This window comes from Methyloceanibacter sp., from assembly GCF_050726195.1.
Lineage (GTDB): Bacteria > Pseudomonadota > Alphaproteobacteria > Rhizobiales > Methyloligellaceae > Methyloceanibacter.
The window spans coordinates 34,236-48,597 of record NZ_JBOHJC010000019.1 but is presented as its reverse complement, the minus strand read 5'-3'; the positions used below and the strand labels follow the sequence as shown (position 1 = coordinate 48,597).

The window sequence follows — 14,362 nt, the reverse complement described above, 5'->3', positions numbered from 1 at the left end:
GGCGCCTACACGTCAACGATCTGGCCGGTCTCCGTGTCGTCGGGCATGGCGAGGCGGACGATGACCTCGGCGACCTGTTCCGGCGTCTTCAACTTGGTCTGGTCCTCGCCCGGATAGGCCTCGGCGCGCATGGACGTGGCCGTCGCACCGGGATTGACCAGGTTCACTTTGATGGCGCTGTCCGCCGTCTCGTTGGCGTAGGTCATGGCCAAAGTCTCGAGCGCCGCCTTGGACACGGAGTAGGGCGCCCAATAAGCGGGTCCCTCGCGCGCGCCGCGCGAGGAGGTGACGAAGATGACGCGGCCTGCGTCGGAGCGGCGCAGCAAGGGATCGAGGGTGCGGATCAGCCGCCAATTGGCGGTGACGTTGACGGCCAGCACCCGCTCCCAGATCTCCGACGGGATGTGGGCGAGGGGGCGCAAGCCGCCGAGAATGCCGGCATTGCCGACGAAGATATCGAGCCGGCCGAAGCGCTCGTAGAGCGAAGGCCCGAGCGCATCAATTTTCTGCCCATCTTCCAGATCGAGCGGGATGAGGGAGGCCTTGCCGCCGCCGGCCTTGATCGCGTCATCGACCGGCTCCAATGACTTTTGCTTGCGCGCCAAGAGCAACACATGCGCGCCTTCGCATGCGAGCGCGATCGCCGTGGCGCGGCCGATGCCACGCGAGGCGCCGGTGACGAGCGCGATGCGGTTGTTGAGGCGGTGTGGGGCCATAGCTGATTACTGTCATTGCCTGCCAAGGCGGGCAATCCAGTAACCGCGGGGGGGACGATCAACTTCTGACAGTGGTTACTGGATCGTCCGGGCCTTTCACCCCGGGTGGTCAGAGCGGCACAAAGCACTGGAATTCGATAACGCATGTACCGTATTGCAATCTTGATTTGTTGGCCTTCACCGTAACCTCTATCATGAAAAACCATTACAACACGAGACGGGGCCGGTGCGGACAGGGGGCAGGTCCTGCGATGAACCGTCGCCTGACGACTGTGTGGCGTATCTATCTGAATTTGCCCGGCCATGGCGAGGATGGCACTGGCCCTGACAGAAGCCGCCTTCGGCCCGAACTACCGCCGGCTGGTCGAGATCAAGGCGAAATACGATCCCGCCAACATGTTTCGCTTCAATCAGAATATCGCACCGGAGAGATAAGATGCGGATGTTGTCACCCTTCCCGCCGGCCGGAACGGGAGAGATCTTCCTCACCGAAGCTGGGACCGAGACCGAAATTCTCTATCGCCACGGATTCGAATTGCCCGAATTCTCGATGCTACCGCTGCTCGATGATCCGCGCGCCATGTCTGTCCTGCGCGATATGTTCCGGTCGCAACTCAATGTCGCGGCGGAGTTCGGGCTTTCGGTCATGCTCACTGGGCTCGACTATCGTGCGAGCCCTGACTGGGGCGCCAAGCTGGGCTATTCGCCCGCGACGCTGGCAGAGGCCAACATGCGCGCCATCGCGTTTCTGCGGGAAGTGGCGGAGGGCTACGCGGGCCAGATCCCGCGCATCTTGATCGGCGGCATCGTCGGCCCGCGCGGGGATGCCTACGGGCTGAACTCCGACATCACGCCCGACAGCGCCGAGGCCTATCACGCGGTGCAACTGGAAACGCTCAAGGCGGCGGGGGTCGATTTCGCCTGTGCCATGACGTTCAACTCCGTCCCCGAGGCGGTCGGCACTGCCCGCGCCGCGGGGCGCATCGGGGTGCCGCTTTCGATTTCGCTGACGCTCGACAGCACGTCGCGGATGAAATCCGGCCCGGCTCTGGCGGACGCGATCACCGAGATCGACGCGCAGGCCGGCCTGGACGCCCCGGATTTCTACCTTCTGAATTGTTCGCACCCGGTGGAGTACGACCCCGCGCTAGAGCCGGGCGACTGGATATTTCGCCTGCGCGGGGTGCGGCCCAACGCCTCGAAGATGGAAAAGATCGCGCTCTGCAAGCTGGGGCACATCGAGGACGGCGATCCGGTCGAACTGGGGGAGCAGATCGGCGATCTGGCGCGCCACTATCCGCATATGGACATCTTTGGCGGCTGTTGCGGAACCGGGGCGACGCACCTGCGCGAGATGGCATCGGTGCTGTCTCGCATGCGGGCGGTCCAAAGTGACCCTGCCTGACGGTATCCGGGGACAAGACAGGATCGCCCGACCGCTAAGAAGCGGCTCTGAAGGCTGGGGAGGTCGGTGTGGGGACCGCCATGTGGGCGAGATGGGTTGACCAACAGGCCGTAAATGCTTGCGGAGCTGCTACCTATATCTCGGTTTCGAGCGAGTTATAACAAAAGTGGTTGTTGGGGCAGGAATTGAACCTACGTCAACCCACCTCGGCGAGGAAGGAGAGCTGCTTCTGCTGTGGCGGGCCTTCGCGGTCGCGAAGTCTGGTGGGATATTCGCCGGTGAAGCAGTGGTCGGTGAACTGGGGATTGTCGTCGTCGCGGCCATCATAGCCCATGGCCTTGTAGATGCCGTCGACGGAGAGGAAGGCGAGTGAATCGGCGCCGATGAAAGCGCGCATCTCTTCCAGGGTGCGCGTGGCGGCGAGCAGCTTATCCTGGTCCGGCGTGTCGATGCCGTAGAAATCCGGGTGAGTAATCGGCGGGCTCGAGATGCGCATATGCACCTCCTTGGCGCCCGCCTCGCGCATCATCTGCACGATCTTGACCGAGGTGGTGCCGCGCACCACGCTGTCGTCGATGAGCACGATGCGCCTGTCCTTGACCTGAAGCTCGTTGGCGCTGTGCTTCAGCTTCACGCCGAGCTGGCGGATGCGCTGCTCCGGCTCGATGAAGGTGCGGCCGACATAATGATTGCGGATGATGCCGAACTCGAAGGGCAGGCCGGATTCCTGTGCGTAGCCGATCGCCGCAGGCACGCCGCTATCGGGAATGGGGACGACCATATCGGCGTTAGCCGGCGCCTCGCACGCCAATTGCCGGCCCATCTCTTTCCGCACGTCGTAGACCGAACGCCCGCCGATGATGGAATCGGGGCGGGCGAAATAAATGTATTCGAAGATGCAAAGCCGCGCCGGGTGCTGGGGCACGAAGCGGTGACTCTCCAGCCCCTCGCGAGTGGCCACCACGACCTCGCCGTTCTCCACCTCGCGTACGAAGTCGGCGCCGATGATGTCGAGCGCGCAGGTCTCGGAGGCAAGGACCCAGGCCTCGCCGAGCCGGCCGAGAACCAGCGGGCGGATGCCAAATGGATCGCGGGCGCCAACCAGCTTCTTGTTGGTGATGCCGACAAGGGCGTAGGCGCCTTCGACCTGCAGCAGGGCCTCGATGAATCGCTCGACGAAGAGGCGCTTCTCGCTGCGGGCGACCAGGTGGAGGATGACTTCGGTGTCGGTGGTAGATTGGCAGATGGCGCCCTTCTTGATGAGGGACTCGCGCAAGGTCAGCGCATTGGTGAGGTTGCCGTTGTGGCCGAGGGAGAAGCCGCCGGATTCGAGATCGACGAACAGCGGCTGGACATTGCGCATGACCGGGTCGCCGCAGGTGGAATAGCGCACATGGCCGACGGCCATATCGCCTCTCAGGCGGTCGATGACGGGGCGGGAGGTGAAGTGGTCGCCGACGAGCCCGAGACGTCGCTCGGTGTGAAAGTGCTCGCCGTCGAAGGTGACGATGCCTGCGGCTTCTTGTCCGCGGTGCTGGAGGGCATGCAGGCCGAGGGCGGTGAGCGCCGCCGCGTCAGGATGATTGAAGATCCCGAACACGCCGCACTCCTCGTGCAGGCGGTCTTCCTCGAGCCAGCTCAAGACGGGATCGCCAACGTCGTCAGCCTGTTCGGTCACGGGCATAAGCCTCCTCCCCATAAATAGGCGCCCCTTCAAGGGCTTCAATGCCCCGCAACTCTTTACGTTACACAAGCACTTACGAAGGCTGGTCCGGCTGAGCCGGGGCGACTTCGCCAGGAGCGCCAGGCTGGCCCTCGGGCTGTCCTTCCGGCTCCATATCGCCGGGGAGGTATTGCTCCGGGTTCATCGGCAATAGGGATTCGATGGCCACCTGGGTCTGCTGAAGAATGGGATAGGAGCGCGCGTTGCGGACCCACTCCGGTTGGTCGCGGGCAAGCGCGGTGAAGAGAATAAAGACAATGGCGACGAGGAGAAACCCGCGTGCCAAGCCGAAAATGAACCCGAGGGTGCGATCCAGAGCGCCGACCCGACTGTCCAGCACCTTGTCGGAGATTCGGAAGGTGATCAGGCTCACGATGATCAAGGTGATGATGAACACGCCGGCGGCAAAGACGATCTGAGCAATGCTCGGATTATCGATGTAGGGGAGGAGAAGCTCGTAGTAGCGCGGGGTAAAATAGAGGGCGGCGACGGCTGCCATGGCCCAGGAGAATATCGACAGAACCTCGCGGGTGAAGCCGCGAACCATCGCCAGGAAGCCCGAGACGAGCATGATGACAATCAAAATGATATCGAGCCAGGAGATTGGCATGTCGCAACGCTCCCTCGGGAAAGGCGGCAGACTATCACGATTCCCAGCGATGAAGCACAAATGGCCCCTCTGGGCAATCTTCCAACGGGGCCTCCTGGCGCATTGTCGCAGGCAAAATCTCAGGCTTCCGGCAGGGCGAACCAGGCCACGAGCTCGTCCAGTTGGGAAAGCGGGTTCAGCGCGATGCCCTCGGCCTCGCGGTCGCTGCCCAGCGAGGCCCCTGGCAGGATGGCGCGCAGGAACCCGAGCTTTGCCGCCTCTTTCAGCCGCTGGTCCGTATGGCCCACCGCCCGTACCGCCCCGGTGAGGCTCACCTCGCCGAAATAGACAGCATCGCCGGGCGCAGGACGGCCGGCGAACGATGAAAGGAGTGCGGCGGCGGTGGCGAGGTCGGCGGCAGGCTCGGCGAGGCGCAAGCCCCCGGCCACATTTAGATACACGTCGTGGCTGCCGAGCCGGACGCCGCAGCGGGCCTCGAGCACGGCGAGCAGCATGGAGAGGCGGTTAGGGTCCCAGCCGACCACAGCGCGGCGCGGCGTTCCAAGCGACGATGGCGCGACCAGCGCCTGGATTTCGACAAGGATGGGCCTCGAGCCCTCCATGCCGGCAAGCACCGCGGTGCCCGGCGTGCCGCGATCGCTGTCATTCAAAAACAGCGCCGAGGGATTCTCCACCTCCGTCAGGCCCTCGTAGCGCATCTCGAACACGCCGATCTCGTCAGTGGGGCCGAAGCGGTTCTTCACGGCGCGCAAGATGCGGAACTGATGACCGCTCAAACTCTCGAAATAGAGAACCGTATCGACCATGTGCTCGATCACCTTCGGCCCGGCGATCTGGCCGTCCTTGGTGACATGGCCGACAAGCACGAGGGTGGCGCCGCTCGCCTTGGCGTAGCTGATGAGGGCGGCGGCGCAGCCGCGCAGCTGCGAGATGGTGCCGGGCGCGGCCTCCAAGCCCTCCGACCACAGTGTCTGCACCGAGTCGATCACGACAAGGGCCGGTGCCGCGGCGCTGCCCAAGGTGGCGATGATGTTGGCCACGTTGGTCTCGGTGCCGAGGGCAACCGGCGCCTCGGTGATGCCGAGCCGCGTCGCGCGCATGCGCACCTGAGGCGGCGCTTCCTCGCCGGAGAGATAAACCACCCGCGCGCCGCCTTGGGCGAGTTCGGCGGCGGCCTGGAGCAGGAGCGTCGACTTGCCAATGCCAGGGTCGCCACCGACAAGCACGGCGGAGCCCGGCACGAGGCCGCCGCCGAGCACGCGGTCCAGTTCGGCGATGCCGGTCTTAAGCCGCGGCGCATCGCGAGTCGCCGCCGCAAGGGTCTCGAAGGACGCAAGGCGTCCCTTGCCGCCCTTGATGGCGACGAGGGCAGGGGAGCTTGCCGCCGGCGCCTCCTCGATGACGGCGTTCCACTCGCCGCAAGACGGGCACTTGCCGGACCATTTTGAGGTCACCGCGCCGCATGCCTGGCAGACGAAGGCTTTGGAGGATTTCGCCATGGCCGAAGAAAGTCTCTACCCGCCGATATAGCGGCGCAGGGCACGCCGGCTGAGACTGGTGAGCACCTCGTAGTCGATGGTGCCGGCGTGCGCCGCAAGCTCGTGGGCGCTGACATTGGGCCCGAGGATCTCGACCCATGCGCCGCGGTGCGACAGGCTTTCCGGCACGCCAGTCACGTCCATGGTGATGAGGTCCATGGACACGCGGCCGAGAATGGGCACGGGATGGGCGCCGATATAACCGACAGGGCCCTCTTCGCCGTCCGCCCTCGACAGCGTGCGGAATAGCCCGTCGGCGTAACCCACGGAGACGACGGCGATGCGCGAGCGCCGCTTTAGCGTGCGTGTGGCGCCGTAGCCGACGGTCTCGCCTGGGGGTACGTCGCGCACTTGCAGGATACGTCCGTTGAGGTGGACGACGGCGCGGAACGGGTTCGGCCCGCGGCGCTGCGGGTGGCCGCCATAGAGCGCGATGCCGGGCCGCACCAGGTCATAGGCGAAGTCGGGACCGAGCAAGATGCCGGCGGAGTTGGCGAGGCTCGCCAGCGTTTGGGGCAGGCGCGCGCGAAGCGAATCGAACGTCATGCGTTGTGCGATGTTCTTCTGATGCTCCGGTTCGTCGGCGCAAGCGAGATGGCTCATGACGAGCGAGAGGGCCAGCCCCGGCCAGAGATCGGAAGCCTGTTCGACCGCGTCGACATCCGCGGCGGAGAGACCGAGCCGGTTCATGCCGCTGTCGATATGCACGGCGCAGGGCAGCTTCTCGCCAATGCGCGCGCAGAACTCCGCCCACTCTCTGATCTCATCGGCGCTATTGAGGACCGGGCGCACAGCGGAGGCGCGATAGGCGTCCGCCATGCCGGGCAAGAGGCCGGAGAACACATAGATGACGACGTCGGGCAGGAGTGCGCGCAAATCTTCCGCCTCGCCAAGGGTCGCCACGAAGAACGTCTTGCAGCCGGCGCGCCACAGCGCGGGCGCGGCCCGCGCCATGCCGAGGCCATAGGCGTCGGCCTTGACCACGGCGGCGCACTCTGCCGAACCGGCGAGGTCACGTAAGTGACGATAGTTGGCGACCAGCGCATCGAGGTCGATGGTGAGGACGGCGCTCTCATCCGCATCCACCGGACTGTTTGAGGTCTCCCCGCGCGGCCGCGCAGGGCTCACTCCCGGCGCTCCGGCAGGCGCTCCGACGCGGCGAGGTTGGAGAACCTCGTGAACTCCGGCGTGAACTGCAGCGTCACCGTGCCGGTCGGGCCGTGCCGCTGCTTGCCGATGATCACGTCGGCCTTGCCGACGACCGCCTCCATGTCTTGTTGCCACTGCCGGTGCTCTTCCGTGTTCTCGCGGGGTTGGCTGCGCTCCAGATAATATTCCTGGCGGAACACGAACAACACCACGTCGGCGTCCTGCTCGATCGAGCCGGATTCGCGCAAATCCGCCAATTGCGGGCGCTTGTCCTCCCGCTGCTCCACCTGGCGGGAGAGCTGGGACAGCGCCAGGATCGGCACGTGCAACTCCTTGGCGAGGGCCTTGAGGCCGGTGGTGATCTCAGAGACCTCCTGCACGCGGCCTTCTTGGGCGCGCCGCGAGGAGCCCGACAGGAGCTGCAAATAGTCCACGACGATGAAGCCGAGGCCGCGCTGGCGCTTCAGGCGCCGCGCGCGGGCGGCGAGCTGAGCTACGGTGATGCCGCCGGTCTGGTCGATGAACAGCGGCAGGTTCTGGAGCTCCTGCGACACCTCGACGATGCGGTCGAATTCGTCGGAATCGATGCGGCCGCGGCGGATGCGCTCCGACGGGATGTAGGACTGCTCGGCGATGATACGGGTGGCGAGCTGCTCCGCCGACATTTCGAGAGAGAAGAACCCAACCACCGCGCCGTCGAGCGGCGCCTCGGAATCGGCGTCGCGTATGTAGGTCTTCGCCACGTGATAGGCGATGTTGGTTGCAAGCGCCGTCTTCCCCATGGAGGGGCGCCCGGCGATGATGATGAGGTCGGATGGCTGGAGGCCGCCCATGCGCTGGTCGAGATCGGCGAAGCCGGTGGCCAGTCCCGAGAGGCCCCCGTCGCGCCGATAGGCGTTGGCCGCCATGTCGATGGCGTCAGTGAGCGCGGATGAGAACGGCTCGAAGCCCGAGCCGTATTTGCCGGTCTCGGCCAGCTCATAGAGTTGCTGCTCGGCGTCTTCGATCTGTGCCGACGGCGGCGCGTCGATGGGCGAATCGTAGGCGGTGTTGACCATATCCCCGCCGATCTCGATGAGCTGACGGCGCACGGCGAGGTCGTAGATGGTGCGGCCATAGTCCTCGGCGTTGATGATGGTCGTGGCGTTGGCGGCGAGGCGGCCGAGATATTGTGGCACGGTGAGATCGCCGACCGGCTCGTCGGCCTGGAAGAAGGTCTTCAAGGTGATCGGGGTGGCGCGCTTGCCGCCGAGAATGAGCTTGGCGGCGGTCTCGTAGATGCGCGCGTGCAGGGGATCGAAGAAGTGGGCGGGCTTTAAAAACCCGGACACCCGGTCCACCGCCTCGTTGTTGACGAGGATGGCGCCGAGCAAGGCCTGCTCCGCCTCAAGATTATGTGGAGCCTCGCGAAAAACCGGGGTTTCCGGGACTGGTGCTGGACGAATCAATGCGCTCATGCCCAACAGTAGCCAAAAGCAAGTGCCCGGCTAGATGTCGGATCTGTGAACATCGGGGAGATCGCAATGCGCCCACAGGAAGGGACAGTGGCTAGCGCCCGGTCCGGTGCTTCTGTGTCCGCGCCTGCTGGCCGTCGCGTGCGCGCAGTTCCCGCTCGTTGTCATGCATATAGTCGCGGGTCAGCGGCAGGGCGCTCTGGTCCTTGGTCAGCTGAAGCTGGAAGACCATGAGGTTCTGGTAGCGGAACGCCGTCTCCGAACCGGCAAGGTACATCTCCCACATGCGGCAGAAGCGCTCGCCGAATCTCTCCGCCGCCGTGTGCCAGGAGCCGCGGAAGCGCTGGCGCCAATGGCGCAAGGTCATGGCGTAGTGGAGCCTCAAGATCTCCAGGTCGGTGGCGAGTAGACCCTCGCGCTCGACCGCAGGCAACACTTCGCTAAGCGCGGGAATATAGCCGCCGGGAAAGATGTACTTGGCAATGAAGGGATTGGTCGCCGCGGGCCCGTCGAACCGGCCGATCGAGTGAATGAGAGCAACGCCGTCATCGGCGAGCAGCTTGCTCACCTGCTGAAAGAAGCTCCGATAGTGCGCGGTGCCGACATGCTCGAACATGCCGACCGACACGATGCGGTCGAACCGGCCATCGAGCTGGCGATAGTCGCAAAGCTCGAACTTGACGGCCTTCGAAAGCCCCTCGGCGCGGGCGCGCTCCTGCGCGATCTTGAGCTGCTCCTCGCTCAAGGTGATGCCGGTGACCTCGACATGGGCGGTCTTGGCCAGATAGAGCGCCAGCCCGCCCCAGCCCGAACCGATGTCGAGCACGCGCAGGCCGTCCTTGAGGTTGAGTTTGGCCGCCAGATGGCGCTTCTTTGCTTCTTGTGCCGCATCGAGCGACGTCCCTTCCTGTTCGAAATAGGCGCAGGAATATTGTCGGTCGCGGTCGAGGAAGAGGTCGTAGAGCGAGCCGTCGAGATCGTAATGGTGGGCGACGTTGCGCTTGGCGCGGCGGACCGGGTTGTAGTGTTGGAGACGCCGGCTAACGAAACGCAGGCAATCCATGAGATGGAGCCAGCGGGGCCAACGTCCCCGGGCGACGTTGGCCAATAGAAGTTCGAGAAAATCGTAGATCGTGCCCTGCTCGATGACGAGGCGGCCGTCCATGTAGGCCTCCCCGACGGCGAGCACCGGGTTGAGGGCGAGTCGCCACTCGGTACGCCTGTCGTTGATGCGGGCGACCACCGGGGTGCCGCTATGGTCGCCAAAGGCATAGGCGCGACCACCGGCATCGACCAGTCTCAGAAGCCCGGTCGTAACCGTCCGCTCAAGGATATAACGCAGCGGGCGAAACATCGTATCACGCGCGCCGAATCATGACCTCTGGCTCCCTCCATTCGCCGAAGCTGAGCCAAGGTTCATCTTAAGAACTGGAGGCAGGCAAAACAACAACCTACTGCGCCGGTTCCTTAAGACTTTGTCGCGTCTACGCCTCGTCCTCGCTCGCCGCCTTTTCCGGCTCCGCCTGATCCTCGGATTCGGCTGGGCCTGCGCCCGACTCGAACAGGTTCTCGGCGGCGATCCGGGCTGCTTCCGCGTCCTCTTCTTCGGGGGTCATGGCCCGCGTCACATCCTCGCCGCGGGCCAGGCGGGCAGCCTCGTCCGAGGACCGGGCCACATTGATAACGACATGCGGCTCGACTTCGCCATGGAGGGAGATGCGGACTTCATGGAGGCCGAGGGTCTTGATCGGCCGGTCGAGAAGGACCTGCCGCCGCTCGATAGAGAAACCGCCTTCGGTTACAGCCGTGGCGATGTCGCGGGTCGAGACGGAGCCATAGAGCTGGCCGGTGTCGCCTGCCTGGCGGATGACGATGAAGGTCTGGCCGCCGAGCTTGCCGGACACGCCCTCCGCCTCGGTCTTGAGCTCCAGATCGCGCGCCTCGAGCTGGGTTCGCTGCTGCTCAAAATGCTTGCGGTTGGCCTCCGTGGCACGGAGCGCCTTGCCTTGCGGCAGGAGGAAATTGCGGGCGTAGCCGTCCTTGACGGTGACGACGTCACCCATTTGTCCGAGACGGCCAATGCGCTCGAGCAGAATGACTTGCATGGTTCGAACTCCTATCGTTGTCAGTCCGTTTTGTCGTCTTTAGGGGGCGGTTGGCTCGCGGCGCCGCGCGCGCGCAAGCCGAACAAGGGCTCGCCGAGGCCAAGGATGGCGACCAGGATGGCGACCCACCCCAAAAGCAGAATGCCGAGATAAACCACCAAAAGGAGCAGCCAGCGCAGGGGCACGCCGCGGCTATAGACGTGGATCACCGCCAGGCCTTGCAGCACGTAGGCGAACAGCATCGCCCCGGCGAAGCCCGTGGCGAGAAGGCCGACGACCCCTGGCATGAACGACAAGATGAGTGCCACGGCGAAGATCGGCACGAACACATTGGGCACTTCGAGGTCGTGCAGGTTCGGCCAGGGGCGCAGCGACCGGCCTGAGGCCTCGACGATGATGCCGGCAAGCCACAGATTGAACAGGGTGATGGTAAGCCAGACGATGGCGAAGGCGGCGGGCAGCGCCTTGGCGAGCACGGCCGAGAGGCTTTCGATCGTTTCCGGAGTGAACACGGTGCCGTCGCGGTCGAGTTCCTTCAGCGCGCTGTGGTCGAGGATCTCGCGGATCGACTCGCGGTAGCTTTCCTGGTCATAGCCGAGCGCAAGCACGAGCAGCCCCGCCAGCGCGCCTGCGATCAATGCCGCCCAGCCGACGATGCGGCCGGGCGGATACCATTCGATCGCGCCGGCGGCGTTACCTTCCGGTGCAGCGGCGGGGCGCGACAAGAGAATGAGATGGGTGAGCAGGGCGATCGGGGCGGCGATGGTGAGGCCGAAGGCGAAGGCGGTGGTGGGCCCAAGGCTCGCGGCAATCACGATGGTGCCGGTGAGCGCGCCGATCAGCGCGGCGGCGCGGCCCCAGCCAAGTCCGGCGAGGCAGAGCGGCAGCGGCGATAGATAGAAGAGAAGTGCGGCAAGCGCGGCCGTGGTGGCGGCCGACGCAAACAGCGCCGCCGAAATGAGGCCTGAGCCTGCGCCGATGATGAGATGGACCGGTGGCATCGGTTTTCGCTGTCCCGCCTCCTTGAAGAGCGGTTAGGGGAGGGATGCCTCCCCAACTTCTGTCACGTCAGAGGCTCCCGTTGAGCCTCAAAAAGCCCAGTCTACTGAATGAGATACGGCAAGAGGCCGAGGAATCGTGCGCGCTTGATGGCGCGCGCAAGCTCGCGCTGCTTCTTGGCGGACACGGCGGTGATGCGGCTCGGCACCATCTTGCCGCGCTCCGACACGTAGCGCTGCAATAGCTTCACGTCCTTGTAGTCGATCTTCGGCGCCTTATCGCCGGAGAACGGGCAGGTCTTGCGCCGGCGGTAGAAGGGGCGGCGGGCCTGAACTTGGGTCATGCTCATTCGGAATCCTCCGTGCCACCGGGAACGTCGTCGGTGCCGGTCACCTCGATGGGAGCCTCGCGCGGTGCATAATCGCGGTCCCGGTCCCGGTCGCGCCTGCCGCCGCGGCGTCCGTCGCGGTCGCCACGGTCGCCACGATCCCCCCGGCCGTCGCGTTCGTCGCGGTCGGACCGGCGCATCATGGCCGAGGGTCCGGCCTCGTGCTCATCCACCCTAACGGTCAATAACCGGATGACGTCGGTCGATAGGCGCATTTGGCGCTCAAGCTCGGCCACCGCCGCGGGCGTCGCGTCGATATTCATCAACGCATAGTGGGCCTTGCGGTTCTTCTTGATGCGATAGGCGAGGGACTTGAGCCCCCAGTACTCGGTCTTGGCGACTGTGCCGCCGTTCTCCTCGAGCAGAGTGCGATAGCTCTGCAAGAGGCCTTCCACTTGCTGCGCCGAAATGTCCTGGCGCGCCAAGAATACGTGCTCGTAGAGAGGCATGAATTGCCTTTCCTTCTTCGTTCGTCCGGCGCGAAGCCTCGCATGGGCGCTTTAGAAGGAAAGGCCCAAGAGAAAGCCCTTGAGAGCGGAGACACGGGAGGCCGGCTTAACGCCTGCCGCTCGAAAGGAGCGGTCCTCCGTTCAGCCTCCGACCGGAGCGGTTGCTGGTGGCCGCTTTATAGGGATTTGCGGGCGCTTTGCAAGGCCGCCTTGCGGTTAGGGGACCTGCTGCGAGCCCGGCTTCATGGTGCATTCGACGGCCTTGTTGTCCTTGAGGGAGAAAGCCTGGCAGTTTTCCTGGGCATAAACCTCGACGACGCCGACCGAGACGAGCGGAACGTCACTGTACTCCGCATCAATCGTTACCGGGGTGAGCACCTGGGCGACAAAGTCCTGGGGCGTGCGGCCTCTCACGTCGAACGCAAAGATGAGGTCTTTGGGATCGCCGATCCGGGGGGTGAGTTGCAACTCGGTGAATTTCGGCGTGGGCGCTTGGGCCTCCACCGAAATCTTCAAGGTCTGGCCGGCCGGAGTCACGGTAAGCCCATCGACCCTGGAAAGAAGGGCGAGGGCCGGGTCGGGGGTCTTCAGGTCGATCCATGGCCACGGCTGGGTCTCTGCCGCGAGCGGAAGGATGCTGGCGAGAACTCCGATACACGCGGTCAGGGCGCCGACGATGGCGGGGACTCTCATGTGGCACACTCCGTCTGGAGGCTTATCAAGGACGGGTTTTAGCACTTGATGCCGCCGCGCGGTGGTTTGTTTTGGCTCTCGCGCGCCTATGGGCCCGGTTGTTCCGGCCAATGGCCGCCTCGCTTGACAGGCGAGGTTGAACCGGTGTCTTTGCCCCCTTCCATCAACCCCAATTCCTCCGGCATATGAGCATCGCTTTCATCTTCCCCGGCCAAGGAAGCCAAGCCGTCGGCATGGGCGCCGAGCTCGCCAAGGCCTATCCCGCCGCGAAGGCCGTTTTCACTGAGGTGGATGAAGCCCTTGGGCAGGACCTCTCCAAGTTGATGTGGGAGGGACCGGAAGCCGATCTGACGCTCACGGAGAATGCCCAGCCGGCGCTCATGGCGGTGTCGCTGGCGGCGATGGCGGTGTTGCGGGAGAAAGGGGTGGTGCTCAAGACCAGCGTCTCCTATGTCGCCGGCCACTCGCTCGGCGAATACTCGGCCCTTGCCGCCTCTGGAGCGCTCAGCCTCGCCGACACGGCACGGCTGCTCAAGACGCGCGGCCGTGCGATGCAGGAGGCGGTGCCGGTGGGCGAGGGGGCCATGGCGGCGCTGCTCGGCGCCGATTTGCCGCAAGCCCAGGAACTGGCCAAGGCGGCGAGCGAGGGCGACGTGTGTGAGGCGGCCAACGACAACGCGCCGGGCCAGGTCGTGATCTCGGGCGCCAAGGCGGCGATCGAGAGAGCTGTGGCGCTGGCGCCGAAATACGGCGCGCGGCGGGCCGTGCTCCTGCCGGTGAGCGCGCCGTTTCATTGCGCCCTGATGCAGCCCGCGGCGGAGGTCATGCGGAAGGCGCTGGCGGCTGTCGAGATCAAGGCGCCGGCCGTGCCGCTCGTCGCCAATGTGCTGGCCGAGCCCATCTCCGAGCCAGAGGCCATCAGGGCGCGCCTCGTCGACCAGGTGACGGGCATGGTGCGCTGGCGCGAGACCATGCTGTTCCTCGGCAGGAACGGCGCGAAGAGCGTCTACGAAATCGGCGCCGGCCGCGTCCTGACCGGTATCGCGAGGCGTTTCGATGGGATCGAGGCGCGCAGCGTGGGCACGCCCGAAGAGCTCGAGGGTGCGGCGGCGGCGCTTGCAGGCTGAGGCCTA

General features: G+C 65.1%; 15 protein-coding genes. 3 read left to right on the top strand and 12 right to left on the bottom strand.

The genetic code is table 11. The features are described from left to right. Positions 1-5 precede the first annotated feature (5 nt). A complete protein-coding gene (locus ACRECX_RS13140) occupies positions 6-716 on the bottom strand; it encodes an SDR family NAD(P)-dependent oxidoreductase (protein ID WP_431559291.1) in 711 nt (236 codons plus the stop codon). Positions 717-1,028: 312 nt separating this feature from the next. On the opposite strand from ACRECX_RS13140, the gene ACRECX_RS13135 reads away from it, so the two are divergent. Together ACRECX_RS13135 and ACRECX_RS13130 are read left to right on the top strand one after the other, a co-directional pair. After that, positions 1,029-1,151 (top strand): BBE domain-containing protein, encoded by a 123-nt coding sequence (locus ACRECX_RS13135; RefSeq protein ID WP_431559290.1) that lies wholly within the window; start codon positions 1,029-1,031, stop codon positions 1,149-1,151. Between the two features lies 1 nt (position 1,152). Continuing rightward, positions 1,153-2,121 (top strand): homocysteine S-methyltransferase family protein, encoded by a 969-nt coding sequence (locus ACRECX_RS13130; RefSeq protein WP_431559289.1) that lies wholly within the window; start codon positions 1,153-1,155, stop codon positions 2,119-2,121. 196 nt (positions 2,122-2,317) lie between these two features. Here the strand turns inward: ACRECX_RS13130 and purF are convergent, their stop codons facing one another. The 11 genes from purF to ACRECX_RS13075 form a co-directional block, all read right to left on the bottom strand. Continuing rightward, complete coding sequence (purF, locus tag ACRECX_RS13125) at positions 2,318-3,805, bottom strand: amidophosphoribosyltransferase (protein WP_431559288.1); 1,488 nt, start codon at positions 3,803-3,805, stop codon at positions 2,318-2,320. Between the two features lie 73 nt (positions 3,806-3,878). After that, a complete protein-coding gene (locus ACRECX_RS13120; protein WP_431559287.1) occupies positions 3,879-4,454 on the bottom strand; it encodes a CvpA family protein in 576 nt (191 codons plus the stop codon). A gap of 119 nt (positions 4,455-4,573) precedes the next feature. Next, the gene (gene radA, locus ACRECX_RS13115) at positions 4,574-5,953 is read right to left on the bottom strand and encodes a DNA repair protein RadA (protein WP_431559286.1); all 1,380 of its coding nucleotides are present in this window, start codon (positions 5,951-5,953) and stop codon (positions 4,574-4,576) included. A 15-nt stretch (positions 5,954-5,968) separates the two neighbouring features. Next, positions 5,969-7,120 (bottom strand): alanine racemase, encoded by a 1,152-nt coding sequence (alr, locus tag ACRECX_RS13110; RefSeq protein WP_431559285.1) that lies wholly within the window; start codon positions 7,118-7,120, stop codon positions 5,969-5,971. Then, positions 7,117-8,598, bottom strand: coding sequence for a replicative DNA helicase (locus tag ACRECX_RS13105; protein ID WP_431559284.1), 1,482 nt, complete (start codon positions 8,596-8,598; stop codon positions 7,117-7,119). Before ACRECX_RS13105 ends, alr begins: the two co-directional genes overlap by 4 nt. Positions 8,599-8,689: 91 nt before the next feature. Then, on the bottom strand, positions 8,690-9,949 hold the full coding sequence (locus tag ACRECX_RS13100; RefSeq protein WP_431559283.1) for a class I SAM-dependent methyltransferase: 1,260 nt from the start codon (positions 9,947-9,949) through the stop codon (positions 8,690-8,692). A gap of 130 nt (positions 9,950-10,079) precedes the next feature. Further along, positions 10,080-10,700 carry a 50S ribosomal protein L9 gene (rplI, locus tag ACRECX_RS13095; RefSeq protein ID WP_431559282.1) on the bottom strand — a complete coding sequence of 207 codons (621 nt, stop codon included), beginning with the start codon at positions 10,698-10,700 and terminating at the stop codon, positions 10,080-10,082. 20 nt (positions 10,701-10,720) lie between these two features. Next, entirely contained in the window at positions 10,721-11,701 is a 981-nt protein-coding gene (locus ACRECX_RS13090) for a DUF2232 domain-containing protein (RefSeq protein ID WP_431559281.1), read from the bottom strand. Between the two features lie 101 nt (positions 11,702-11,802). Further along, positions 11,803-12,042, bottom strand: coding sequence for a 30S ribosomal protein S18 (rpsR, locus tag ACRECX_RS13085; protein ID WP_431559308.1), 240 nt, complete (start codon positions 12,040-12,042; stop codon positions 11,803-11,805). Between the two features lie 2 nt (positions 12,043-12,044). Further along, positions 12,045-12,536 carry a 30S ribosomal protein S6 gene (rpsF, locus tag ACRECX_RS13080; protein ID WP_431559280.1) on the bottom strand — a complete coding sequence of 164 codons (492 nt, stop codon included), beginning with the start codon at positions 12,534-12,536 and terminating at the stop codon, positions 12,045-12,047. Positions 12,537-12,752: 216 nt separating this feature from the next. Beyond that, complete coding sequence (locus tag ACRECX_RS13075; protein WP_431559279.1) at positions 12,753-13,229, bottom strand: hypothetical protein; 477 nt, start codon at positions 13,227-13,229, stop codon at positions 12,753-12,755. A 185-nt stretch (positions 13,230-13,414) separates the two neighbouring features. Between ACRECX_RS13075 and fabD the strand changes: the two genes are divergently transcribed. Next, positions 13,415-14,356 (top strand): ACP S-malonyltransferase, encoded by a 942-nt coding sequence (fabD, locus tag ACRECX_RS13070; RefSeq protein ID WP_431559278.1) that lies wholly within the window; start codon positions 13,415-13,417, stop codon positions 14,354-14,356. The last annotated feature ends 6 nt before the right edge of the window (positions 14,357-14,362 follow it).